We start from the raw sequence: 23,048 nt of genomic DNA, 5'->3' as shown, positions 1-23,048 counted from the left end.
GTTCCCTCACCGGGGGCGCCGCATGCGCCGCATGCGGGCCGGAACGGCGACCGGGGACGAGCCGGGGCCGGAACCGGGGTCACGGGCCGAGGAGGACGGACGAAGGCGGAAGGGCCCGCACGCCACCGAGTCGGTGTCGTACGGGCCCTTCCGGTCGTTCGATGAGACCTGTTCAGCCTCGGTCAGCCGTTGCGCTTCCAGCGCGGCTTGTCGTCACGGCGGCCGAAGGTGCCGGTGCCGGTACCCGTGCCGGTGCCACCGCGGTGGTCGTCGCGGCGGCCGGTCGGACGGTCGCCGCCACCGGAGCGGAAGCCGCCCGCGGGGCGGTCGTCACGACGGTCGCGGTTGAACGGACGGTCGCTGCCGCCGGAGCGGAAGCCACCGGAGGGACCGGCCGAGGGACGCTCGTCACGGCGGTCGCGGTTGAACGCCGGGCGGTCGTTGTCACGACGCTCGAAGGGGCGGCCACCACGGTCGTCGCGGCGCTCGCCGCCACCGGAGCGGAAACCGCCCGAGGGGCGCTCGTCACGGCGGTCGCGGTTGAACGCCGGGCGGTCGTTGTCACGACGCTCGAAAGAACGGCCGCCACGGTCGTCACGACGGTCGCCACCACCGGAGCGGAAACCGCCGCCCACGGGACGGTCCTCACGACGGTCGTTGCTTCCGCGGAAGGACGGACGGTCGCTGCTGCCGCGGTAGCCGTTCGCACCGGTGGGACGGCCGCTGCGCTCGCCGACGCGGTCGCTGCCGCCGCGGTATCCACCACGGTCGCCACCGCGGTCGTCACGACGGCCGTAGTTGCCCCGGTCGTCACGACGGTCCTCGCGGGGGGCCGGCTGCTCCGGCACGGACGCGGCGGCCACCAGAGCGGCCTCGGCCTCGGCGGCCACCTCGGCCACCGCCGCCTCCGGGTCGTCGCCCCGCTCGCGGGCGGCACGGGCGACCAGGCGGTCGGCCTCCTCGCGCAGCTCGACGGCACGGCGCTGGACGCGCTCCAGCTGCTTGGTGAGGTCCGCGGCCTCGCGCTCGGCCTGCTTGGCCGCGTTGTTCGCGGAGTCGGCCTGGACCTCGGTCAGCGAACGGGCGCCGGTGATCTCGGCGACCTCCGGCTCGAAGACGCCCGCGCCCTGGACGATGTGACGCGAGGCGTCGACGCCCGCGTCCTCCATGAGGCGGAAGATCTGGCGTCGCTGGTGCGGCAGCGCCAGGGAGACGACGACACCGGACTTGCCGGCACGCGCGGTACGGCCCGAGCGGTGCAGGTAGTCCTTGTGGTCACCGGCCGGGTCCACGTTCAGGACCAGGTCGATGCCGTCGACGTGGATGCCGCGGGCGGCGACGTCGGTGGCGACGAGCGCGTTGACGAGGCCCTTCTTGAAGTCCTCGAGCACGCGGGTACGGGCACCCTGCGTCATGCCGCCGTGCAGCGCGTCCGCCTTCACGCCGGACTCGATGAGCTGCTCGGCGATGCGGTCGGCGCCCAGCTGGGTGCGGACGAAGATGATCGTGCGGCCCTTGCGGGCGGCGATCGCGGCCGTGACCGGCGCCTTGTCCTTCGGCTTCACGACGAGGACGTGGTGCGACATGGTCGAGACGTTGCCCTGGGCGCTGTCGACCTCGTGGGTGACCGGGTTGCTCAGGTAACGCTTGACGAGCGTGCCGATCTCGTTCTCCATCGTGGCGGAGAAGAGCATGCGCTGGCCGCCACCGGGGATCTGGTCGAGCAGCTCGGTGACCTCGGGCAGGAAGCCCAGGTCCGACATCTGGTCGGCCTCGTCGAGGACCGCGACCTGGACGTTGGCCAGGGAGCAGGCGCCACGGTTGATGATGTCGCGCAGCCGGCCCGGGGTGGCGACGAGGACGTCGACACCGCGCTCCAGCGCGTAGATCTGGTTGCTCATCGACGTACCGCCGCAGACGACCTTCATCTTCAGGCCGAGCACGTCGCCGTAGGGCTGCAGCGCGTCCGCGACCTGCATCGCGAGCTCACGCGTCGGGGTGAGGATGATCGCGCGGGGCTTCTTCTTCTCGGTGTGACCGCCGGCCAGCGTGGCCAGGGTCGGCAGACCGAAGGAGAGCGTCTTGCCGGAGCCCGTACGGCCGCGGCCCAGGATGTCCTTGCCGGCCAGGGCGTCCGGGATGGTCGCCGCCTGGATCGGGAAGGGGGCGGTCACACCGTTCTGCGCGAGCTTGCGGACGATGCCCTCGGGCAGTCCGAGCGACGCGAAGGTGACGGTCGGCTCGGCGTCCTCGACGTCGTCCGCGGACTCGCCGGAGATCTCGGCGGCGGGGGCCTCGGCGAGGACCTCGATGGTGTCGGCGGGAGCCTCGGGAGCGGCGGCCACGACAGCCTCGGCGATCTCCACGATCTCGTTGTTCTCGACGTTCTCGGACATGACGGTGTTGTCAGAACTGGAAATTGACATGCGAAATGCGAAACCTTCCGGAGTCTCGGCACGCGCCCGTAACTCCGTGATTCGCAATTTCGACCGCCTCAATGCGGTCCAGCCACGGCAAGGGAGAGTACGCGCCACACGGCGCTCTTCTGTGTCGGCGCCGGGCAATGGGATCAAACGATCTACTACCATACGCACTCACCCCCGCTTTGCGCAAACCGCCTCCGCCGGAGGCCTCCTCACACCGGCGTGACCTGCGGTGATGCCGTCGGAGTGGACCACATCCGCACCCGCTTCGGCAGCCCCATCGCGTCGGTACGGATCTGCGCCGCGGGTGAGGCCGAGGGCGGCTCCGGCGGCTCCGAGGGCTCCGGCTCGGGAGAGGGGGGCGGCGGCTCCGGAGTGACCGGCGGGGGCGGCGGCTCAGCGGGTCCCGGCGCGCTGGGCTCGGGGGTGGGCGGATGGCCGCCCAGGGTCGGCTCCGGGGTGCCGGGGCCGGGTACCGGGCGGGTGTGCCCGGGGGCGGCCGACGGGGCCCTCCCGGAGCCGCTCGGATCCGGCTTGCGGGGAGTGCCGCGGTCGGACTGCGCCTCGGCACGGCCGCTGCCGAAGCCGGCCCTTCCAGTACCGGGCACGGTGTCACCCTCCGGTTCGGCCGGCGCCCCCTTACGGTCGGCCGGACGCGGCTGAACCGGTGTCCCGGCGTCCTCACCGACGCTCATGCAGCCGGTGGACGCGGCGATCGTCAGCGCGGTGACGGCGGCCCGGCGAACGCGGGCGGAGAACTGGCGCACGGGGTGGCACCTCCGGGGGCGGGGAGTCGGCGGAGCCGAGGAAGTGTGGTGTTCAACTCCCCTGCACCCGCCGGGGACACGCCCGGACACAACACCCGCACACGGCGACCGGCCCCCGGGGCTCAGCCTCCGGAGCCCCCGGGACTCCCGAAGCCCCCGGCCAGCTCCACCCCGAGGAACACCGCCCCGAGCCCCACCAGCAGGGACGCCAGCACATTGGCCGCCGCCAGGAAGCCGCGGCCCGTCTCGGCGAGGCGCAGGGTCTCGTAGGAGAACGTCGAGTACGTCGTCAGCGCCCCGCACAGCCCCGTCCCCAGCAGGGCGTACGCGGGTGCGGACACCGCGGCCCCGGTCAGCACCCCGAGCAGCAGGCTGCCCGCCGCGTTGACGGTGAAGGTCCCCCACGGGAACACGTACGGCAGCCCCGCCCCGTGCCGCGCCTGCACCGCACGGTCCGCCAGGTAGCGCAGCGGCGCACCGGCGGCGCCCCCGAGGACGACCAGCAGCCAGTTCACCCGGCCCGCCCGCGCCGGTCCCCGTCCATCAGCGCCCGGGTGGCCACGACCGCCGCCCACACCGCGCCGAGCGCCGCCACGGCCGTCGCCGACGCGTACGCCACCGCCACCAGCACCCGCTGACGCTCCAGCAGCTCCGTCACGTCGGCCGCGTACGTCGAGAAGGTGGTGAACCCGCCGAGCACGCCGACGCCCAGGAAGGGCCGCACCAGTGGATGCGTCACCACACTCCGCTCCGCGACCAGCACCATCAGCACGCCGATCAGGGCGCAGCCCGTCACGTTGACGGCGAAGACCGCCCAGGGGAACGTCCCCTCGGCGGCCGGCCAGGCCAGGGAGGCCGCGTAGCGGGCCGAGGCGCCCAGCGCCCCGCCCGCCGCGATCACGGCCAGGACGCCCCACCGGCCGGCTCCCGCGGTCTCGGCGCGCTGCGCCGGTACGGAGAGGTCGACGTCGGGGTCGATCGGCACCCGGCGGGGCGGCGGTTCCCCGGTGCTCACCCGTACCCCAGCTCGTGCAGCCGCTCGTCGTCGATGCCGAAGTGGTGGGCGATCTCGTGGACCACGGTGATCTCGGTCTCGGCGACGACGTCCTCCCGCGTCTCGCACATCCGCAGCGTCGGCCCCCGGTAGATCGTGATGCGGTCCGGCAGCACCCCCGCGTACCACTCGCCGCGCTCCGTGAGCGGCGTGCCCTCGTAGAGCCCGAGCAGATCCCGGTCCTCCGGGTCCTCCGGCTCGTCCTCGACGAACACCGCGACGTTGTCCATCAGCCGCATCAGTTCGGGCGGGACCCGGTCCAGGGCCACGCTCACCAGCTCTTCGAACTCCTCGCGCGTCATCTCCAGCACCCGGCCATTGTCACGTACCTCCGGCCGCAACGGGCGGGTCGTCCCGGCCCGGCGGACACCCGCCCGGCCCACGCCTCTCCGCCCGCCCGCATGCCCACCGCCCGATCGGGGCATACGCGCCCAATGGCACGCCCGTTCCGAGCCGCAGTCGCCCGTGTCCGCCGCCCCCACCACTCCCGCACCACCACGACCGTCAGCACGCTCGCCACCGCCCCGCACCCGTACAGGCGGGTGTTCGGCCTCCTCGCGGTCGTCGTGCTGGGGGCCTGGCTGGGGCTGCTGATCGTCGGCAGTGTCCGTACGCCGGTCGGTCCCGTGGACACGACGATGACCCTGCGGCCCTCGCTGAGCGGTGGCACGAAGATCAACGTGTCGCCGCTGGGCGCGTTGGAGCTGGACTCCCACGTCGCCCCGGTCCGCCTGGACGTCGATGTCGACCAGCTGGACCCGGAACGCTCCCAGGCGCTGGTCAAGCACCCCGAGCGGCTCTCCGGGCTGCAGGACGAGGTCACCGACGACGTCGCCGCCGGGACCCGGGAGCTGGCGGTCCGCTCCTGCGTGGCCGTCGTCTCCGGCGCCACCGCTCTCGGCCTCGCCGTCTACCGCCGCCCCCGGCGGGCCCTGGCCGCCGGAGGACTCGCCCTCGCGCTGCTGGCCGCGTCCGGCGTCAGCGCGTACGCGACCTGGAATCCGAAGTCCGTCCTGGAGCCGAAGTTCTCCGGGCTCCTCTCCAGCGCCCCCTCGGTCGTCGGCGACGCCCGCTCGATCGTCACCGAGTTCGACGTCTACCAGCAGGAGCTGGCCAGGCTCGTCACCAACGTCACCAAGCTGTACGACGCCACGTCGACGCTCCCCGTGTACCAGCCGGACCCGGCGACCATCCGGGTGCTGCACGTCTCGGACATCCATCTCAACCCCGCCGCCTGGCACATCATCGGCTCGCTCGTCGAGCAGTACGAGATCGACGTGATCATCGACTCCGGCGACACCATGGACCACGGCACGGCCGCCGAGAACGGCTTCCTCGACCCGGCCCGCGAGCTCGGCGCTCCGTACGTGTGGGTGCGCGGCAACCACGACTCCCGGATCACCCAGGCCTATCTGGAGAAGCTGGAGAACGTGCACGTCCTCGACGAGGGCAGCGCCGTCGACGTCGCCGGGCTGCGCGTCGCGGGCACCGGCGACCCGCAGTTCACCCCGGACCGCACGCGCCCCACCGGCGGCAGGGCGGCCGAGGAGCTGGCCGGCATGCGGCTCGCCTCCGCGCTCCGCGACCAGCGGCGGGCCGGCACCCCCGTGGACATCGCGGTCGCCCACGATCCGAACGCCGCGCGGCAGACCGACGGAACGGTTCCGCTCGTCCTGGCCGGCCATGTGCACCACCGGGTGAACGAACTGCTGCCGCTCGGTACGCGGCTGAAGGTCGAAGGCTCCACCGGTGGCGGCGGGCTGCGCGCCGTGCAGAACGAGAAGCCCGAGAAGGTGCGCGCCTCGGTGCTCTACCTGGACCGTGCCACCCGGCACCTGCAGGCCTGGGACGAGATCACCCTGGGCGGTCTCGGCCTGACGACGGCGGAGGTCGGCCGCCACCTGCCGGAGGAGAACCTGGCCCCCGGGCCGCCCTCGCCGTCCGCCTCCACGACCTCCCCGTAAACCGTTTTGGCGATACCTCCCCGCATCCCATATGCTTCTCACGTCCCCGACGCGCTGGAAAGCGCGCAGGTGGGCCCTTAGCCCTCATCGTCTAGTGGCCCAGGACGCCGCCCTTTCAAGGCGGTAGCACGGGTTCGAATCCCGTTGGGGGCACGCATTACTGTGTGCGAGACTCGTCTCGCACATTGCTTGGTCCTGTGGAGCAGTTTGGAGTGCTCGCCACCCTGTCAAGGTGGAGGCCGCGGGTTCAAATCCCGTCAGGACCGCTGCAGCCCGTATGAGCTGCGTGGCTGGGTAGCTCAGTTGGTACGAGCGATCGCCTGAAAAGCGATAGGTCGCCGGTTCGATCCCGGCCCCAGCCACCACCCGAAGGCCCCGTCCGATGGACGGGGCCTTCGCCGTCGTCAGGCCGCTTCCTCTTCCCTCCGTCCGGTGCGCCGCCGCCACACCTGCACAGCGACGATCAGCAGCGCCACCGCCGCCACGGCCCCCAGCGCGAGGGCGTCGGGCACGCGCCGGCCGACGCCCTGGGCCCACTGCTCCACGGCGAACGCGGCGTCGGCGTCCAGCAGTCCGGGCAGAGTGGTCGTCCCGTCGTACCTGAGGAAGACCACCCCGAGCCCGATGAAGAAGAGGCCGGAGAGCAGGGACGTGCTGTGCAGTCGGAAGCGGCCGGCGCGCAGGGTCCTCCCGCGCAGCCAGGCCCGCCGTCCGAGGTCGAAACGCTCCCAGAGCAGTGCGAGCACGAACAGCGGCAGGGCCATGCCCAGCGCGTAGACGGCGAGCAGCAGACCGCCGTAGACGGGACTTCCGCTGACGGCGGCGACCGTGAGGACGCTGCCCAGGATCGGCCCGGCGCAGAAGCCGGCGAGCCCGTACACCGCGCCCAGGGCGTACACCGAGAGGGCGGTCGTGGGGCGGATCCGGCCGCTGAGGGCGACGATCCGGCGGGAGGCGAAGCCCAGGCCCACGATCTGCGCGAGGCCGAGCCCGATGATCAGCCAGCCCGCGCCGAGGACGAGTGCGTCCCGGTGCCCGTAGAAGAGCCGTCCGGCGTACGAGCCCGCGGCGCCGAGCGGGACGAGGGTGGTGGCGAGACCGGCGTAGAAGATGCCGGTGCGGGCCAGGAGCCGTGAGACGGAGTCGACGGAGTACGCGAAGAAGGCCGGGAGGAGCAGGGCGCTGCACGGGCTGACCAGGGCGAGCAGCCCGCCGAGCAGGGCTGCGAAGTATCCGATGTCCTGGGTCATTCGGCGGGGTCCCCGGCGCTGCCCACGATCGCGGCGTCCGCCGCCGCGGCCTCGATGGCCCGGGTGAAGACTGCCGTCGGCTGCGCTCCGGCGACGGGACGGCCGTTGATGAGGAACGACGGGGTGGACGTGGCACCGATGCCGTACGCCTGCTCCTGGTCCTCGGCGACCGCTTCCGCGGCCGCTGCGCCGTCCGTGTCGCGGACGAAGCGGTCGAGGTCCTTGACGCCGGCCTGCCGGGCGAGGGCCCTGAGCCGGTCCGCGCCGAAGCCCTTCCCCTTGCCCCCCTCGGCGTAGGCGGCCCGGTGGAAGGCCCAGAAGCGGTCCTGCTGACCGGCAGCCCAGGAGGCGCGGGCGGCAGCCTCGGACTCCTTGCCGAAGATCGGGAAGTTGCGCCATTCGATGCGCAGGGTGCCGTCGTCGACGTACTTCTCGATCAGCTCGGGTTCGGTCTCCCGGGCGAACGTGCCGCAGTAGCCGCACGTGAAATCGGCGTACTCGATCAGGACGACGGGGGCGTCGGCACGGCCGAGGGCCAGCTTGTCGCCCGGGTCGCGCCGGGCGAGCCCGGCGAGCTCCGCGTACGTGTCGGCGTCCGGTTCCGCGGTCGTTTCGACGACGGAGGTGCCGGAACCCGAGCCGTCGGGGGCGGTCGCCCGGTAGGAGACGAAGCCCAGGACGCCTGCGGCGAGGACGACGACGAGGCCGAACACGAGCGGTTTCCTGGATGTGGGGCGGGTGGGCGTGGGCATGCGGCACTCCGTGCTCGTGCGTCCGGTCCTGCGGGAAGGGGAGGAGGGGAGGCGGGTCCGTCTACACCCTCAGCACGGACTCAGCCGTCCGGAATGGTACGTCCTGTGATCCCTCGCGCCCGCTCGGTGACCGGGTCGTGCGGGGGTGCGTCGACCGGCCCGCGCGGACCGAGTGACGGAGCCCGCGTGAAATGGTTCGCCACTCCTCCCGCCCGGGTGAGATCCTGGGATCCGTATGTCTACTTCCTTCGCCGATCTCCAGTCCCAGCTCGGGCAGCTCTCGCTCCGCGACGCGAACCGGCTCGGCCGTCGTCTCGAGGGTGCCCGCCGCATCCGCAAGCCCGAAGCCCGGCAGTCCGTGCTGGACGAGATCGCCGCCGAGGCCGGGAAGGCGGCCGAGCGGCTCGCAGGACGCGCCGCGCGGGTGCCCGCCCTGTCGTACCCGGAACAGCTCCCGGTCAGCCAGAAGAAGGACGAGATCCTGGAGGCGATCCGCGACCACCAGGTCGTGATCGTCGCGGGTGAGACCGGCTCCGGCAAGACCACCCAGATCCCCAAGATCTGCATGGAGCTGGGGCGCGGCGTCCGGGGCATGATCGGGCACACCCAGCCCCGCCGGATCGCGGCCCGTACGGTCGCGGAGCGGGTGGCCGACGAGCTGAAGACCCCGCTCGGCGAGGCCGTCGGCTGGAAGGTGCGCTTCACCGACCAGGTGAACCCGGACGCGACCTTCGTGAAGCTGATGACGGACGGCATCCTGCTGGCCGAGATCCAGACGGACCGCGAGCTCCTCGCCTACGACACGATCATCATCGACGAGGCCCACGAGCGGTCGCTGAACATCGACTTCCTGCTGGGCTACCTGGCCCGGCTGCTGCCCAGGCGCCCCGATCTCAAGGTCGTCATCACCTCGGCGACCATCGACCCGGAGCGCTTCGCCCAGCACTTCGGCGAGGCGCCGATCGTGGAGGTCAGCGGACGTACGTACCCGGTCGAGGTGCGCTACCGGCCGCTCCTGGAGGAGGCCGGCGAGGACTCCGACCGCGACCAGATCACCGCGATCTGCGACGCCGTGGACGAGCTCCAGTCGGAGGGGCCCGGTGACGTCCTGGTCTTCCTCTCCGGCGAGCGGGAGATCCGCGACACCGCGGACGCGCTGGGCAAACGGAACCTCAGGCACACCGAGGTCCTCCCCCTCTACGCGCGTCTTTCGCACGCCGAGCAGCACCGCGTGTTCCAGCGCCACACCGGACGCAGGATCGTCCTGGCGACGAACGTCGCCGAGACGTCGCTGACCGTCCCCGGCATCAAGTACGTGATCGACCCGGGCAACGCCCGCATCTCCCGCTACAGCCACCGCACCAAGGTCCAGCGGCTGCCGATCGAGCGGATCTCGCAGGCCAGCGCCAACCAGCGCAAGGGCCGTTGCGGCCGTACGTCGGACGGCATCTGCATCCGGCTGTACTCCGAGGACGACTTCGTCACCCGCCCGGAGTTCACCGACCCCGAGATCCTGCGCACCAACCTCGCCTCCGTCATCCTCCAGATGACCGCGGCCGGTCTCGGCGAGATCGAGAAGTTCCCCTTCATCGACCCGCCGGACCACCGCAACATCCGCGACGGCATCCAGCTGCTCCAGGAGCTCGGCGCACTCGACCCGGAGGAGAAGGATCCGAAGAAGCGGCTCACCCCGCTGGGCCGCAAGCTCTCGCAGCTGCCCGTGGACCCCCGCCTGGCCCGCATGGTCATCGAGGCCGACAAGAACGGCTGCGCCCGCGAGGTCATGGTCATCGCCGCGGCGCTCTCCATTCAGGACCCGCGCGAGCGGCCCTCGGAGAAGCAGACCCAGGCCGACCAGCAGCACGCCCGCTTCAAGGACGAGACGTCCGACTTCCTGGCGTACCTGAATCTGTGGCGCTACGTCCGGGAGCAGCAGAAGGAGCGGGGCTCCTCCAGCTTCCGCCGGATGTGCAAGCAGGAGTACCTCAACTTCCTGCGCATCCGCGAGTGGCAGGACATCTACGCCCAGCTGCGCACGGTCGCCAAGCAGATGGACATCGCCGTCGAGGAGCCCAGGCCCGACGAGGGCGTGCCCGAGCAGGCGGTGCACACCTCGCTGCTGGCGGGGCTGCTGTCGCACACCGGGCTGAAGGACACCGAGAAGAACGAGTACCTGGGCGCCCGCAGCGCCAAGTTCGCGATCTTCCCCGGGTCCTCGCTGTTCAAGAAGCAGCCGCGTTTCGTGATGTCGGCCGAGCTGGTCGAGACGTCCCGGCTCTGGGCGCGGGTCAACGCCAGGGTGGAGCCGGAGTGGATCGAACCGATCGCCCAACACCTGCTGAAGCGCACCTACAGCGAGCCGCACTGGGAGAAGGACCAGGCCGCGGTGATGGCGTACGAGCGGGTCACGCTCTACGGGGTACCGATCGTCGCCCAGCGCAAGATCAATTTCGGCCGTATCGACCAGGAGGCGTCCCGCGATCTGTTCATCCGGAACGCCCTGGTCGAGGGCGACTGGCGTACGCACCACCAGTTCTTCCATGACAATCGCAAACTCCTCGGCGAGGTCGAGGAGCTGGAGCACCGCGCGCGCCGCCGCGACATCCTCGTGGACGACGAGACGCTCTTCGACTTCTACGACCAGCGGATCCCGGAGCACGTCGTCTCGGGGGCGCACTTCGACTCCTGGTGGAAGCACAAGCGCCGCGACGAACCGGACGCCCTCGACTTCGAGCGCTCGATGCTCATCAACGAGAAGGCGTCCGCCGTCACCAAGGACGACTATCCGGACTCCTGGCGGCAGGGCAGGCTCACCTTCCGCGTGACGTACCAGTTCGAACCCGGTGCGGACGCGGACGGGGTGACGGTCCACATCCCGCTCCAGGTGCTCAACCAGGTCACCTCCGAGGGCTTCGACTGGCAGATCCCGGGCCTGCGCGAGGACGTGGTCACCGAGCTGATCCGCTCGCTGCCCAAGCCGATCCGCCGGCACTACGTCCCGGCACCGAACTACGCGACGAAGTTCCTGGACCGGGCCGTCCCGCTCCAGGAGCCCCTGCCGCTGACGCTCGCCCGCGAGCTGCAGCGGATGGTCGGCGTCCCGGTCACGGCCGACGACTTCGACCTGTCCCGCGTCCCGGACCACCTGAAGATCACCTTCCGGATCACCGACGAACGGCGCCGGAAGGTCGCCGAGGACAAGGACCTGGAGGCACTGAAGGTCCATCTGCGTCCGAAGGCCCGTCAGGCCCTCTCCAAGGCCGCGGCGGCCACCGCGGGCCCCTCGGGCGAGTCCATCGAGCGTTCGGGCGTCACGGACTGGACGATCGGCACGCTCGACCGGATCTTCGAGACCCGGAGGGCCGGTCAGCCGGTCAAGGCGTACCCGGCCCTCGTCGACCAGGGCACGACCGTCGCCGTCCGGCTCTTCGACACCGAGGCCGAGCAGCAGCAGGCGATGTGGCGCGGCACCCGGAAGCTGATCCTGCTGAACATCCCCGTGAACCCCTCGAAGTTCGCGTCGGACACGCTCACCAACCAGCAGAAGCTGGCGCTGTCCCGGAATCCGCACGGTTCGATCCAGGCGCTCTTCGACGACTGCGCGACGGCGGCGGCCGACCGGCTGATCGCCGCGCACGGCGGCCCGGCCTGGGACGAGGCGTCCTTCCGGAAGCTGTACGACAAGGTGCGGGCGGACCTCGTGGACCTCACCGTCCGCACGATCGGCCAGGTGCAGCAGATCCTGGCGGCCTGGCAGGCCTGCGAGCGCCGGCTGAAGTCCACGAACAGCCTGGTCCTGATCAACAACGTCACGGACGTACGGGACCACCTCGCCCGGCTCGTGCCGCCGGGGTTCGTCACCATGACCGGGCTGCGCAGGCTGCCCGACCTGATGCGCTACCTGGTCGCCGAGGACCGCCGGCTGCAGCAGATGCCGACGAACGTGCAGCGCGACACCACGCGCATGGAGAAGGTCCACGAGATGCAGGACGAGTACGCCTGGCTGCTGGAGCAACTGCCGCAGGGGCGTCCCGTCCCCCAGGAGGTCCTGGACATCCGCTGGATGATCGAGGAGCTGCGGGTGAGCTACTTCGCGCACGCGCTGGGCACCGCCCAGCCCGTTTCGGACAAGCGCATCGTGAAGGCGATCGACGCGGCGGCGCCGTGATCCGACCCCTCCCCGGGTCGTGACGACACCGCCACCCTGGGTGAGTTCGACCTGGCCCGCAGACCTCCTGTACAGTCTGTCTTCGCAGCCAAACGAAAGAACGGCAGCGAATTCTGGTCCTGTGGAGCAGTTTGGAGTGCTCGCCACCCTGTCAAGGTGGAGGCCGCGGGTTCAAATCCCGTCAGGACCGCAGTAGTCGAAAGCCCGGATCCCTTGGATCCGGGCTTTCGTGCGTCTTGACGCCGGCGTCCGACGCGGGTAACCCGTAGGACAGAGGCCGCTCTTGTTTCCTCGGCGCGGGGCGGCCGGGTCCACCGGGAGGTCGCGCGTATGTCTGCGTCCACGGCAAGGCACGAGACCCGCGCGCTGCTGCGCGCCCATCTGGCGGCCGCGTCCGGCTACCGCCACCTCACCCGCCACTGTCCGATCTGCCACCGCCTGCTGCGGCTCGCGATGGAGCCCCTGACGGCCCCACAGCCGCCCTACGCAGCCCGGCGCGCCTACGACACCCCCGATCCGCCTACGACCCCGGAGGAATCCACCGGGGCCCGCGACGGGGACGCCGGGGCGCCACCCGGGCCGTCCGGCACCGCACCGGCCGACGAGGGCCGGCAGGAGGACGAAAGTCCTCCCGTCCCCTGACCATCTGCCGCAGCCGGCCGCCTCCCGCCAGTGGCAGGCTCGTAGTTGGCAAGGCCACCGGGGTGTGACGGGAGTCACCGAATTGGTTTTGCGCAGAGGGGACTTTACGCACTTCCTACAACTTGCGAATTTAATATGTGCAATTGCACTCCCCCGCACGTACATCCCGGACCGTTCCGCCCGAGCCGTCCCACGACGCCCGGGACCCGTACGAACAGCCCCGAACAGGCCCGCGCACACCGCACGCGGGCCCCGGGGAAACCGACCCGTCGGCCCGTTCGGGCGCCGGCGGGCAGGTGTCGGGAGTCACTCCGGGCACAAAAAAGATCGCGCTGGACTCGGCGGAGCCCAGCGCGATCGAACGACGCACCCGCTTACACAGGTATGACGCCCGTTGGGGCAGGCGTCCGTCGTGTAGAGCTATGAGTGGGTACCGGGGGTTGGGGGACCCTTCGGTAGCCCTGTTATGGCTGCGGCGACAGGGGTGTGTCAGGCCTCGCTGCGCTGCTGCGGAATACCCGCAAGCAGTGCGCGGACCTCTGCCTCGCGGTACCGGCGATGTCCACCGAGCGTGCGGATGGACGTGAGCTTGCCAGCCTTGGCCCAACGGGTGACCGTCTTCGGGTCCACGCGGAACATCGTGGCAACCTCAGCCGGGGTCAGCAGCGGCTCGGCATCAGGGGTGCGAGCGGTCATGAGCGGCCTCCTCGGGAGAACCGAACAAATCTCGGTTCTTTCCTCTAAATTCTGCACCTTGACCCGCGTTGCCCGAAATGGCGGACGCGGGCCGAGTCGGTTATAGGACGAACGGCGTGTCCTCGGCACTACAACTACACCATCCGTCCAGCCACGTCGGCCAAACCGATGGAATTGCCCTCCCAGGTGTTCATCAGCGACGGAAGCCGATGGACCATGCCATAGCGGACAGTCACGCGTCAGTGACGATCAGTCACAGGAGCGCTCAGGAGTCACCAGACCCCCCATAGCGTGCAATGCTGAGCATTCCGCCCATAGTTGGGCGGACGGAGCCCTCCCCGGACTCCTTGTCCTATTTTGGCATGAGGGGTAGGGAAGGGCGCAAGAGCCCCGTTAGTGCTATCCGTCACGCTTGAGGCAAAGGCCCGGTTCAGGACGTAGGTCCCAGGCCTTCCGGTGGACCTTGCGCCTCACCTGTCACACGCATCACACAGGACTCAGGTTCACGGCCCGTCAGTTCCCTTCCGGGCCCGCCGGTTCCTCTCGCCCCATCCCTCCCCACCTCCGCCCGGCACCCGCGGCATCCGCCGATGCCGGACACCTCACGAGATGTCTCTTCCCTGCCGATCGCTGCTCTATGCGGCGGTACGTGTCATTTCACACAGCTATCGGGCTAGTTGGCGGACTGCCTGTCCCGTACCGCCCGCCACCGCTCGGCGAGACGCGCGTACGCGACTCCCGCCGCGTCACCGTCCCCGGCCCGCAGCGCGGCGATGCCCTCGGCCACGTCCGCGGCCGACCGGTCGGCCGCGAGCTGCTCCCCGGGCAGCGCGTGCACCAGACCGCCGTAGTCCAGCTCCACCAGGGCGCGCGGATGGAATTCCTCCAGCCAGCGCCCCACGTCCACGAGCCCCTCGGTCAGCGGTCCTTCGTCGACGGTCTCCCGCAGCGTCCGGAGGGCCCTCGCCAGCCGGCGGCGCGCCTGCACCATCGGCGTCCGGTAGCGCAGCAGGGGCCGGCACCCCTCGGTGCCCACCGCGACGTACTCCCGTTCCTCGTCGTCGAACAGCACGAACCAGCGCACCGGGACGTGCCACACGGTGGTGCGGATCCAGGGCCGGGCGTCCGGGTTCCGTTCCGCCCAGCGCTCGTGGTCCGCGGCCGCCTGCCCCCGCACCACCGGGGGGAGGACCGCGTCCAGCACAGTGGCCGGAAACAGCCCCCCGAGTTCCTCCAGGGCCAGCCAGCCGCGCATCCGGGTCCGCCACGGACAGACGCACACCACGCCGTCGACCTCCGCCACGAAGGCGTCCGCGCTCTCGTGCACGGGGACGGGCACCGGCGGGGTGGGCACCAGGTCCGCCAGCGAGCGGCGCAGTTCGTCCTGCGCCGTGGGGAGCTCGGAACGCTGCGCGTAGCGCGCCCAGTGACTGCGTTCGGGTTCCCGGAAGGCGGCGAGCGGCTCGTACACCCGCAGGTAGGACGTGTATGGGACGAGCACTGAAGACACCACCGACATGCGGCGAATCGTGTCACGCCCGTACTCCGCCAGGGGGTGATCCTCGGCACTGGAACAGATCTGCGTGCCCCGAGGACTTACGCTCTTGCCCAGTCGGACCGGCCGTGCCGGTCGGTCCGGGGACCCTCCCCACCTTCAGGAGGGTCTTCCGCCGCTTTTTACTTGGGAGTCACCACAGTGACCGATGTGACCGGCGCGCCTGTCGACGTACTGCACACCCTGTTCCACTCGGATCAGGGAGGACACGAGCAGGTCGTGATCTGCCAGGACCGTGCCAGTGGCCTCAAGGCCGTCATCGCCCTCCACTCCACCGCCCTGGGCCCGGCCCTCGGCGGCACCCGCTTCTATCCGTACGCCTCCGAGTCGGAGGCCGTCGCGGACGCGCTGAACCTGTCGCGAGGCATGTCGTACAAGAACGCCATGGCCGGCCTCGACCACGGCGGCGGCAAGGCCGTCATCATCGGCGACCCGGACACCGTCAAGTCCGAGGAACTGCTCCTGGCCTACGGCCGGTTCGTGGCATCCCTGGGCGGGCGCTACGTGACCGCCTGCGACGTCGGCACGTACGTCGCCGACATGGACGTCGTCGCCCGGGAGTGCCGCTGGACCACCGGCCGCTCCCCCGAGAACGGCGGCGCCGGGGACTCCTCCGTCCTCACCGCGTTCGGAGTCTTCCAGGGCATGCGGGCCTCCGCCCAGCACCTGTGGGGCGACCCGACGCTGCGCGGCCGCAAGGTCGGTGTCGCGGGTGTCGGCAAGGTGGGCCACCACCTGGTGGAACACCTGCTCAGCGACGGCGCGGAGGTCGTCGTGACGGACGTGCGCGAGGAGTCCGTACGCCGCGTCACCGACCTGTACCCCGAGGTGGCCGTGGCCGTGGACACGGACGCGCTGATCCGTACCGAGGGTCTCGACATCTACGCCCCGTGCGCACTCGGCGGAGCACTGAACGACGAGACGGTCCCGGTGCTCACCGCGAAGGTGGTGTGCGGCGCGGCCAACAACCAGCTCGCGCACCCGGGCGTCGAGAAGGACCTTGCCGACCGCTCGGTTCTGTACGCACCGGACTACGTGGTGAACGCAGGTGGCGTGATCCAGGTCGCCGATGAGCTGCACGGTTTCGACTTCGACCGGTGCCGGGCGAAGGCCGCGAAGATCTTCGACACCACGCTGGCCATATTCGCACGTGCGAAGGTCGACGGGATTCCGCCGGCCGCGGCCGCCGACCGGATCGCCGAGCAGCGGATGGCCGAGGCGCGGCGCCGCTGACCCGTGACCGCGAGGTGGGCGGTGCGTCACCGGGCTGTGCTGCGGGCCGGTGCCGGACCGCCCCCGCGGCGCGCGCGGGGGCGGGGAGACAAGACTCACTCCGGTCGGCGGGTCGGCCGTCCGGAAGAGGTTAAAATCGCGGTTGACCAGCGAGGACGGGCTCCTTTGCGGTCCTGCGCGGAGGCACGTGATGCGGGCGGCGTACCGTATGGCCGAGGAAGCAGGTACCGTTAAAGCCACGGGCGCGGTCTCTCAGCCGAGAGTCCGTCCTGAAACATGAACGCGTGTCAAGACTCTGGGGCCGTCGAGCCCCGTCACCGAGGGGGTCGAGCCATGGGGCGCGGCCGGGCAAAGGCCAAGCAGACCAAGGTCGCCCGCCAGCTGAAGTACAGCAGCGGCGGGACTGACCTTTCGCGTCTGGCCAATGAGCTGGGCGCATCGCCTTCGAGTCAACCACCGAACGCAGAACCGTTCGAGGACGACGACGAGGAAGATGACCCGTACGCACAGTACGCGGATCTGTACAACGACGACGAGGACGCGGACGAGGACGGCCAGTCCGGTCCGTCGTCACAGCGCCGCGGCGCTTGACCTCGCGCTGACACATGAACCCGGTCCGGGCCTGCCCGGACCGGGTTCTGTGCTGTCCCGGCACGGAGGTCCGCAGCCCCGGCGGCCGTCGGTCCGGTGGGCGCCGGACCGACGGTCGTGACGGTTCTACCGTGCGTAGTCGCCGGTCAGGGCAGCGCCCGTGGCGTGGTCGCCGCGGTCGGTGATCTCCCCTGCGACCCAGGAGTCGACACCCCGGTCCGCCAGCGTCGTCAGGGCCGCGTCCACCGAGTCGGCGGGCACGATCGCGATCATGCCGACACCCATGTTGAGCGTCTTCTCCAGCTCCAGCCGCTCGACCTGCCCGGCCTTGCCGACGAGGTCGAACACGGCGCCCGGCGTCCAGGTGGAGCGGTCGACCGTGGCGTGCAGCGCGTCCGGGACGACCCGGGCCAGGTTGTTGGCGAGGCCACCGCCGGTGACGTGGCTGAAGCCGTGCACCTCGGTCGTACGGGTGAGGGCCAGGCAGTCCAGGGAGTAGATCCTGGTGGGCTCCAGGAGCTCCTCGCCGAGCGTCCTGCCGAACTCCTCGACCTCGCGGTCCAGGGCCCAGCCGGCCCGGTCGAAGACCACGTGGCGCACGAGCGAATACCCGTTGGAGTGAAGACCGGACGAGGCCATCGCGATGACGGCGTCACCCTTGCGGATGAGCTCGGGGCCCAGCAGCCGGTCCGCCTCGACGACGCCCGTACCGGCACCGGCCACATCGAAGTCGTCGGGGCCCAGCAGGCCCGGGTGTTCGGCGGTCTCGCCGCCGATCAGCGCGCAGCCCGCGAGGACGCAGCCTTCGGCGATGCCCTTCACGATGGCCGCGACACGCTCGGGATGCACCTTGCCGACACAGATGTAGTCGGTCATGAAGAGCGGTTCGGCACCGCAGACCACCAGGTCGTCGACGACCATGCCGACGAGGTCGTGGCCGATGGTGTCGTACACGCCCATCTGCCGGGCCAGATCGACCTTCGTGCCGACGCCGTCGGTGGCGGAGGCCAGCAGCGGCCGCTCGTAGCGCTTGAGCGCCGAGGCGTCGAAGAGGCCGGCGAATCCGCCGAGGCCGCCCAGTACCTCGGGGCGCCTCGTCTTCTTCACCCACTCCTTCATCAGCTCGACGGCGCGGTCACCGGCTTCGATGTCGACGCCGGCCGCCGCGTAGGAAGCACCTGTTGTCTCAGACATTGCCCGGGATCTTTCGTGTGGGAATACGGGGCTGGTGGGGACGCCGGCCGGTCCGGGTCACGGACGGCGCAGCGCGTCGGCCGCCGCGGTCGCGGCGGGGCCGGCGGCCAGCTCGGTCTCCAGCAGCTGCTTGCCGAGCAGTTCCGGGTCCGGGAGCTCCATCGGGTATTCACCGTCGAAGCAGGCGCGGCACAGGTTCGGCTTGGCGATCGTCGTCGCCTCGACCATCGCGTCGAGCGAGATGTACGAGAGGGAGTCGGCACCCATGGAGGTGGCGATCTCGTCGACGGTCATGCCGTTGGCGATCAGCTCGGCGCGGGTCGCGAAGTCGATGCCGAAGAAGCAGGGCCACTTCACCGGCGGGGACGAGATCCGGATGTGGATCTCGGCGGCGCCGGCCTCGCGGAGCATCCGGACCAGCGCGCGCTGGGTGTTGCCGCGGACGATCGAGTCGTCGACGACCACCAGGCGCTTGCCCTTGATGACTTCCTTGAGCGGATTCAGCTTGAGACGGATGCCCAGTTGACGGATCGTCTGGGACGGCTGGATGAAGGTCCGGCCGACGTAGGCGTTCTTGACCAGTCCGGCACCGAACGGAATTCCGCTCGCCTCGGCGTAGCCGATGGCCGCGGGGGTGCCGGATTCCGGCGTCGCTATGACCAAATCGGCCTCGACGGGAGCCTCGGCCGCCAGCTTCCGGCCCATCTCCACCCGGGACAGGTAGACGTTGCGCCCGGCGATGTCGGTGTCGGGGCGGGCCAGGTAGACGTACTCGAACACGCAGCCCTTGGGCTTCGCTTCTGCGAATCGGGAGGTGCGCAGGCCGTTCTCGTCGATCGCGACGAGCTCGCCCGGCTCGATCTCCCGGACGAAGCTGGCACCGCAGATGTCCAGGGCGGCGGACTCGGAGGCCACCACCCAGCCGCGCTCCAGCCGGCCGAGGACCAGCGGACGGATGCCCTGCGGGTCGCGGGCGGCGTAGAGGGTGTGCTCGTCCATGAAGACGAGCGAGAAGGCGCCCTTGACCTCGGGGAGCACCTTTGCGGCGGCCTCCTCGATGGTGAGCGGCTTGTCGTTGCCGTCCCGTTGGCCGGCGAGCAGCGCGGTCACCAGGTCGGTGTCGTTGGTCGCTGCGACCTGGGTGGCCCGGCCGTCCCTGCGGGGGAGGTCGGCGACCATCTCGGCGAGCTGGGCCGTATTGACCAGGTTGCCGTTGTGGCCCAGGGCGATCGAGCCGTGCGCGGTGGCACGGAACGTCGGCTGCGCGTTCTCCCACACCGAGGCACCGGTGGTGGAGTAGCGGGCATGGCCGACCGCGATATGGCCCTGGAGCGATCCCAGAGACGTTTCGTCGAAGACTTGCGAGACCAGGCCCATGTCCTTGAAGACCAGGATCTGGGACCCGTTGCTCACTGCGATGCCCGCGGACTCCTGTCCACGGTGCTGCAGGGCATACAGTCCGAAATAGGTGAGCTTGGCGACCTCTTCGCCCGGAGCCCAGACACCGAAGACGCCGCAAGCGTCCTGGGGGCCTTTCTCTCCGGGGAGCAGGTCGTGGTTGAGTCGTCCATCACCACGAGGCACGGCACCGAGTGTAGGGGAGATCGACCACCGGTCCGAATTGGGGAGCCGTACCGCAGGGGCCGCCGGAGCCCTGCGGACGTGCGCGGGAGCGGTCCCGCGGGGGCGCGGGAGACCGCACCGCACGATCACGGAGAGTGACCAACCCTGTCCGGGCGGGCGGGGCGGAGAGACCCCCGAGGCGGTTACCGCCCGGATCCGCGCCTGGTTACCGCCCGGTCGCGGTCCACGGCCGCGACCGGCTCGGGCGCACCCGGACGTGGCGCTCGGTGAACCGGCGGGGGCGCGGGGGCGACGCGTGACCGAACGCTCGTTTCGTGGTGAGCCTCACACCGGATCCCCGTCGCCGGGGGCGTCGCGGACTCGCTCGAGGGCCCCGAGCGGCGGCAGGCGTCCGCAGTACGAGACCGGCGTTGACAGGCGCATGGCCGGTTGGCAGGCTCCTGGTCCATGCAGCCCCTCGGTGATCTTTCGGTCACGCTCGTGGAGCGCCGCCACGTCGATCTGGGACGCGTCGCGAGCGCCATCTGTCGCTGCGCCTGACCCCACCAGGGGCGCCGGGCGCCGCTGCTGTCCGCTACCCCGGCGAGCACCGCGCACCGCTGCCGCCCGGCCCCTCGCGGGCACCGGCCACCGCGCACGCGTCCCGGCGTCGACCGGGCATCACGGAACGCCCGGAGCCCCGACTCCCGGGTGCCGCGCTCCCTCCCCTTCTCCCGTTCGCGGCCGGGTGCGCCGCCCCGTGCGCACCCTCCTGACGGGACCCCGCCACCTCCATCCGTCCCGCGCCCGCTCTCGGACCCGTGCGCGAAGCCCGCCGAGGAGACTCATGCCTGCCAACGAATCGAACACCAGTTCCCCTCACGTAACCCCCTCGCCGCTGACCCGGCGCGCCTTCGGCGCCGCCGTGGGCGCCACCGCGGCGACCGTCGCCGCGGGGATCCCGGCCGCCGCCGCTGCCGGCCCGGGCACTGCGGAAGCGACCGCTGCGGGAGCCGCGCGGGAGCAGCCCTTCCGTGCCGACCGCGGCAAGCACGCGCGCCGCCCGAACATCCTGTTCATCCTCGGCGACGACCTCGGCTGGGCGGACCTCTCCTCCTACGGGGCCCCGCACATCCGGACCCCGAACCTGGACAGGCTCGCCCGCCAGGGCGTGCGGTTCACGGACGCGTACTCCGGCTCCGCCACCTGCTCCCCCACCCGGTTCAGCCTCTACACGGGCCGCTACCCGGGCCGCACCGAGGGCGGGCTCGCCGAGCCCATCGCCGACACGTCGGTGGGCCTCGAACCGACCCACCCCACGCTGGCGTCCCTGCTGCGCGGAGCCGGCTACGCGACCGCGCTGATCGGCAAGTGGCACTGCGGCTACCTGCCGGACTACAGCCCGACCCGTTCGGGCTGGGACGAGTTCTTCGGGAACTTCGGCGGGGCCCTGGAGTACTACTCGAAGCTCGGTCTCGGCGGCGAGTACGACCTGTACGAGGGTGACGCCGAGTACAAGGACCTCCGCTACTACACACGCATCCTGACGGAGCGCGCGAGCGAGTACGTACAGCGTGACCACGACCGCCCGTGGCTCCTCAACCTGAACTTCACCACGCCCCACTGGCCGTGGATCGCGGACGGGGACACCGAGGAGAGTGCCGAGATCGTCCGGCGGATCAAGGCGGGCGACGGACGCGCCCTGTGGAACGCCGACGGCGGCTCGGTCGAGAAGTACGCGGAGATGGTGGAGGACCTGGACCGCTCGGTCGGCGAGGTGCTGAAGGCACTGAAGCGCTCGGGCCAGGAGGAGGACACCCTGGTCTTCTTCGCGAGCGACAACGGGGGTGAGCGGTTCTCGTACAACTGGCCGCTGTCCGGCAACAAGAGCTCGCTCCAGGAGGGTGGCATCCGGGTGCCCTCGGTGCTGCGCTGGCCGGCCCGCATCAACGGGAACCAGGTCAGCGACCTGCCGGTGTTCTCGCCCGACTGGACGGCGACCCTGCTGGAACTCGGCGGCGCCCGCCCGGACCCCGCACATCCCCTGGACGGCACCAGCCTCGCCGGCTACCTGCTGCGGGACGAGGCCCCGAAGGAGCGCGACCTGTTCTGGCGGGTGCGCGGGGAGCGGGCGCTGCGGCGCGGCGACTGGAAGTACTACCGGGGCAGGAGCGGCACCGATCAGCTGTTCCGGCTGGCCGACGACCAGCGGGAACAGGCCGACCGGGCAGCGGCCGAGCCGGAGCTGCTGGCCGAGCTGCGGGCGTCGTGGGAGCGGACGAACGCCGGTCTTCTCCCGTACCCGACGGCTTCCTGACGCCCCGGGGGCGCCGGATCGGTCACTTCCCGTCCGACGGGGCGGACGCGTCCAGTCCCTTGCCGCTCTCGGCGGTGAGGGACAGGGTGCGGTGCTCGATCCTGTACGTCGCCCTGCCCTGGAGGACGGCGAGCAGCTCACGCTCCAGGGCCATCTCGGGGCCCGGGCACATCTTCCGCGTCGAGGCGAGCGGCCCGAAGGTGATCGTGGAGCCGGACACCGCCGCCTTGCCGTGGAAGGAGTTGCAGCCGAGGCTGCCCTCCACGGAGCCGTCCTTGCCGAGGGTCAGGTGCGCCGTGCCCTCCGTGCCGGCGGGCAGGGAGGAGGCGGTGTCGCCGGACACCAGACCGGTGACCTTCCAGGCGGTGCCGGTGAGCGGGGCCGGCGGCCGGGAGGCGAGGGCGATGGAGTCGCCCCCGGCCGCGGTCAGGGTCAGGGTCCTCCCGGCGTCCTCGCCCGCGACGGCGGCCCGGAGCTCGCCGCTGAACGTGCGGCCCAACGCCTCCTCGAACCGCTGGACTTCCTCTGCGCAGGCCATTCCGGTGGTGGTGTCCGGTCCGACGGTGACCGTGTCCCCGTCGACTCGGACGTCCGCGGTGAAGCGGTTGCAGCCCAGATTGCCGCTCGCCCTGCCTGCGGAGTCGATCTCGACGTGGGCTCCGTCGGGGGCGGTGGTCTTCTTCCCGCCGACGGTCAGGGAGGACACGCTCCAGTGGACACCGCTGAGGGGGAGGTCCGTCCGCACGGTGCCGCTGCCGTCTCCGGATCCCGCTCCGGAGCCCGACTCCGTACCGCAGGCGGCGAGGGTGAGGAGGGCCAGGACACTGACAGCCATACGTTGTTTGTACATGGCCATGGGACGGATCGACCCGTCGATCC

The 23,048-nt window shown here is 71.0% G+C and carries 19 protein-coding genes and 4 tRNA genes; 11 read left to right on the top strand and 12 right to left on the bottom strand.

Annotated elements, in window-relative coordinates; genetic code table 11:
* Positions 1–182: 182 nt before the first annotated feature.
* From OG927_RS17325 to OG927_RS17305, 5 genes are all read right to left on the bottom strand, one after another.
* Complete coding sequence (locus tag OG927_RS17325; protein WP_330320411.1) at positions 183–2,426, bottom strand: DEAD/DEAH box helicase; 2,244 nt, start codon at positions 2,424–2,426, stop codon at positions 183–185.
* A 209-nt stretch (positions 2,427–2,635) separates the two neighbouring features.
* Entirely contained in the window at positions 2,636–3,190 is a 555-nt protein-coding gene (locus OG927_RS17320; protein WP_056793005.1) for a hypothetical protein, read from the bottom strand.
* Between the two features lie 122 nt (positions 3,191–3,312).
* Positions 3,313–3,705: a fluoride efflux transporter FluC gene (locus tag OG927_RS17315; RefSeq protein WP_330320410.1), complete on the bottom strand. Its 393-nt coding sequence runs from the start codon at positions 3,703–3,705 to the stop codon at positions 3,313–3,315.
* Positions 3,702–4,205, bottom strand: coding sequence for a fluoride efflux transporter CrcB (gene crcB / locus OG927_RS17310; protein ID WP_330320409.1), 504 nt, complete (start codon positions 4,203–4,205; stop codon positions 3,702–3,704). Before crcB ends, OG927_RS17315 begins: the two co-directional genes overlap by 4 nt.
* A complete protein-coding gene (locus tag OG927_RS17305; RefSeq protein WP_330320408.1) occupies positions 4,202–4,555 on the bottom strand; it encodes a metallopeptidase family protein in 354 nt (117 codons plus the stop codon). Before OG927_RS17305 ends, crcB begins: the two co-directional genes overlap by 4 nt.
* A gap of 123 nt (positions 4,556–4,678) precedes the next feature.
* Here OG927_RS17305 and OG927_RS17300 point away from each other — a divergent pair, with 123 nt between their 5' ends.
* The 4 genes from OG927_RS17300 (at position 4,679) to OG927_RS17285 (ending at position 6,573) form a co-directional block, all read left to right on the top strand.
* Positions 4,679–6,208, top strand: a complete 1,530-nt coding sequence (locus tag OG927_RS17300; RefSeq protein ID WP_056793009.1) for a metallophosphoesterase family protein — start codon at positions 4,679–4,681, stop codon at positions 6,206–6,208.
* 80 nt (positions 6,209–6,288) lie between these two features.
* A tRNA-Glu gene (locus OG927_RS17295) sits at positions 6,289–6,361 on the top strand.
* Positions 6,362–6,399: 38 nt separating this feature from the next.
* Positions 6,400–6,474, top strand: a tRNA-Asp gene (locus OG927_RS17290).
* Between the two features lie 22 nt (positions 6,475–6,496).
* Positions 6,497–6,573 (top strand) — tRNA-Phe (locus tag OG927_RS17285).
* Positions 6,574–6,612: 39 nt separating this feature from the next.
* Here OG927_RS17285 and OG927_RS17280 read toward each other — a convergent pair.
* Together OG927_RS17280 and OG927_RS17275 are read right to left on the bottom strand one after the other, a co-directional pair.
* Positions 6,613–7,458, bottom strand: coding sequence for a cytochrome c biogenesis CcdA family protein (locus tag OG927_RS17280; protein WP_330320407.1), 846 nt, complete (start codon positions 7,456–7,458; stop codon positions 6,613–6,615).
* Entirely contained in the window at positions 7,455–8,210 is a 756-nt protein-coding gene (locus tag OG927_RS17275; protein WP_330320406.1) for a DsbA family protein, read from the bottom strand. The genes OG927_RS17280 and OG927_RS17275 overlap by 4 nt, the downstream gene beginning before the upstream one ends.
* Before the next feature lie 235 nt (positions 8,211–8,445).
* On the opposite strand from OG927_RS17275, the gene hrpA reads away from it, so the two are divergent.
* From hrpA to OG927_RS17260, 3 genes are all read left to right on the top strand, one after another.
* Positions 8,446–12,378: an ATP-dependent RNA helicase HrpA gene (hrpA, locus tag OG927_RS17270; RefSeq protein WP_330320405.1), complete on the top strand. Its 3,933-nt coding sequence runs from the start codon at positions 8,446–8,448 to the stop codon at positions 12,376–12,378.
* A gap of 115 nt (positions 12,379–12,493) precedes the next feature.
* A tRNA-Asp gene (locus OG927_RS17265) sits at positions 12,494–12,568 on the top strand.
* Positions 12,569–12,708: 140 nt separating this feature from the next.
* Entirely contained in the window at positions 12,709–13,020 is a 312-nt protein-coding gene (locus OG927_RS17260) for a DUF6274 family protein (RefSeq protein WP_056793013.1), read from the top strand.
* Positions 13,021–13,509: 489 nt separating this feature from the next.
* Here the strand turns inward: OG927_RS17260 and bldC are convergent, their stop codons facing one another.
* Positions 13,510–13,716 (bottom strand): developmental transcriptional regulator BldC, encoded by a 207-nt coding sequence (bldC, locus tag OG927_RS17255; RefSeq protein ID WP_003949541.1) that lies wholly within the window; start codon positions 13,714–13,716, stop codon positions 13,510–13,512.
* A 673-nt stretch (positions 13,717–14,389) separates the two neighbouring features.
* On the bottom strand, positions 14,390–15,235 hold the full coding sequence (locus OG927_RS17250) for a hypothetical protein (protein ID WP_056793014.1): 846 nt from the start codon (positions 15,233–15,235) through the stop codon (positions 14,390–14,392).
* Between the two features lie 177 nt (positions 15,236–15,412).
* On the opposite strand from OG927_RS17250, the gene OG927_RS17245 reads away from it, so the two are divergent.
* Complete coding sequence (locus tag OG927_RS17245; protein ID WP_330320404.1) at positions 15,413–16,504, top strand: Leu/Phe/Val dehydrogenase; 1,092 nt, start codon at positions 15,413–15,415, stop codon at positions 16,502–16,504.
* A gap of 333 nt (positions 16,505–16,837) precedes the next feature.
* Positions 16,838–17,095, top strand: a complete 258-nt coding sequence (locus OG927_RS17240; RefSeq protein ID WP_031097368.1) for a DUF3073 domain-containing protein — start codon at positions 16,838–16,840, stop codon at positions 17,093–17,095.
* Positions 17,096–17,221: 126 nt separating this feature from the next.
* Here OG927_RS17240 and purM read toward each other — a convergent pair whose 3' ends face one another.
* Positions 17,222–18,289, bottom strand: coding sequence for a phosphoribosylformylglycinamidine cyclo-ligase (gene purM / locus OG927_RS17235; RefSeq protein ID WP_056793016.1), 1,068 nt, complete (start codon positions 18,287–18,289; stop codon positions 17,222–17,224).
* Between the two features lie 57 nt (positions 18,290–18,346).
* Positions 18,347–19,873, bottom strand: a complete 1,527-nt coding sequence (gene purF, locus OG927_RS17230; RefSeq protein ID WP_056793017.1) for an amidophosphoribosyltransferase — start codon at positions 19,871–19,873, stop codon at positions 18,347–18,349.
* Between the two features lie 447 nt (positions 19,874–20,320).
* Here purF and OG927_RS36000 point away from each other — a divergent pair, with 447 nt between their 5' ends.
* Both OG927_RS36000 and OG927_RS17225 read left to right on the top strand, forming a co-directional pair.
* Positions 20,321–20,413, top strand: coding sequence for a putative leader peptide (locus OG927_RS36000; RefSeq protein ID WP_351273646.1), 93 nt, complete (start codon positions 20,321–20,323; stop codon positions 20,411–20,413).
* A 286-nt stretch (positions 20,414–20,699) separates the two neighbouring features.
* A complete protein-coding gene (locus OG927_RS17225; protein WP_209470073.1) occupies positions 20,700–22,169 on the top strand; it encodes a sulfatase family protein in 1,470 nt (489 codons plus the stop codon).
* Positions 22,170–22,191: 22 nt separating this feature from the next.
* Here OG927_RS17225 and OG927_RS17220 read toward each other — a convergent pair whose 3' ends face one another.
* Positions 22,192–23,025 (bottom strand): META domain-containing protein, encoded by an 834-nt coding sequence (locus OG927_RS17220; protein ID WP_403090606.1) that lies wholly within the window; start codon positions 23,023–23,025, stop codon positions 22,192–22,194.
* Positions 23,026–23,048 lie beyond the last annotated feature (23 nt).

It is taken from the genome of Streptomyces clavifer (assembly GCF_036345975.1).
Taxonomy (GTDB): domain Bacteria; phylum Actinomycetota; class Actinomycetes; order Streptomycetales; family Streptomycetaceae; genus Streptomyces; species Streptomyces clavifer.
This window is presented reverse-complemented; position numbering and strand designations above follow the sequence as displayed.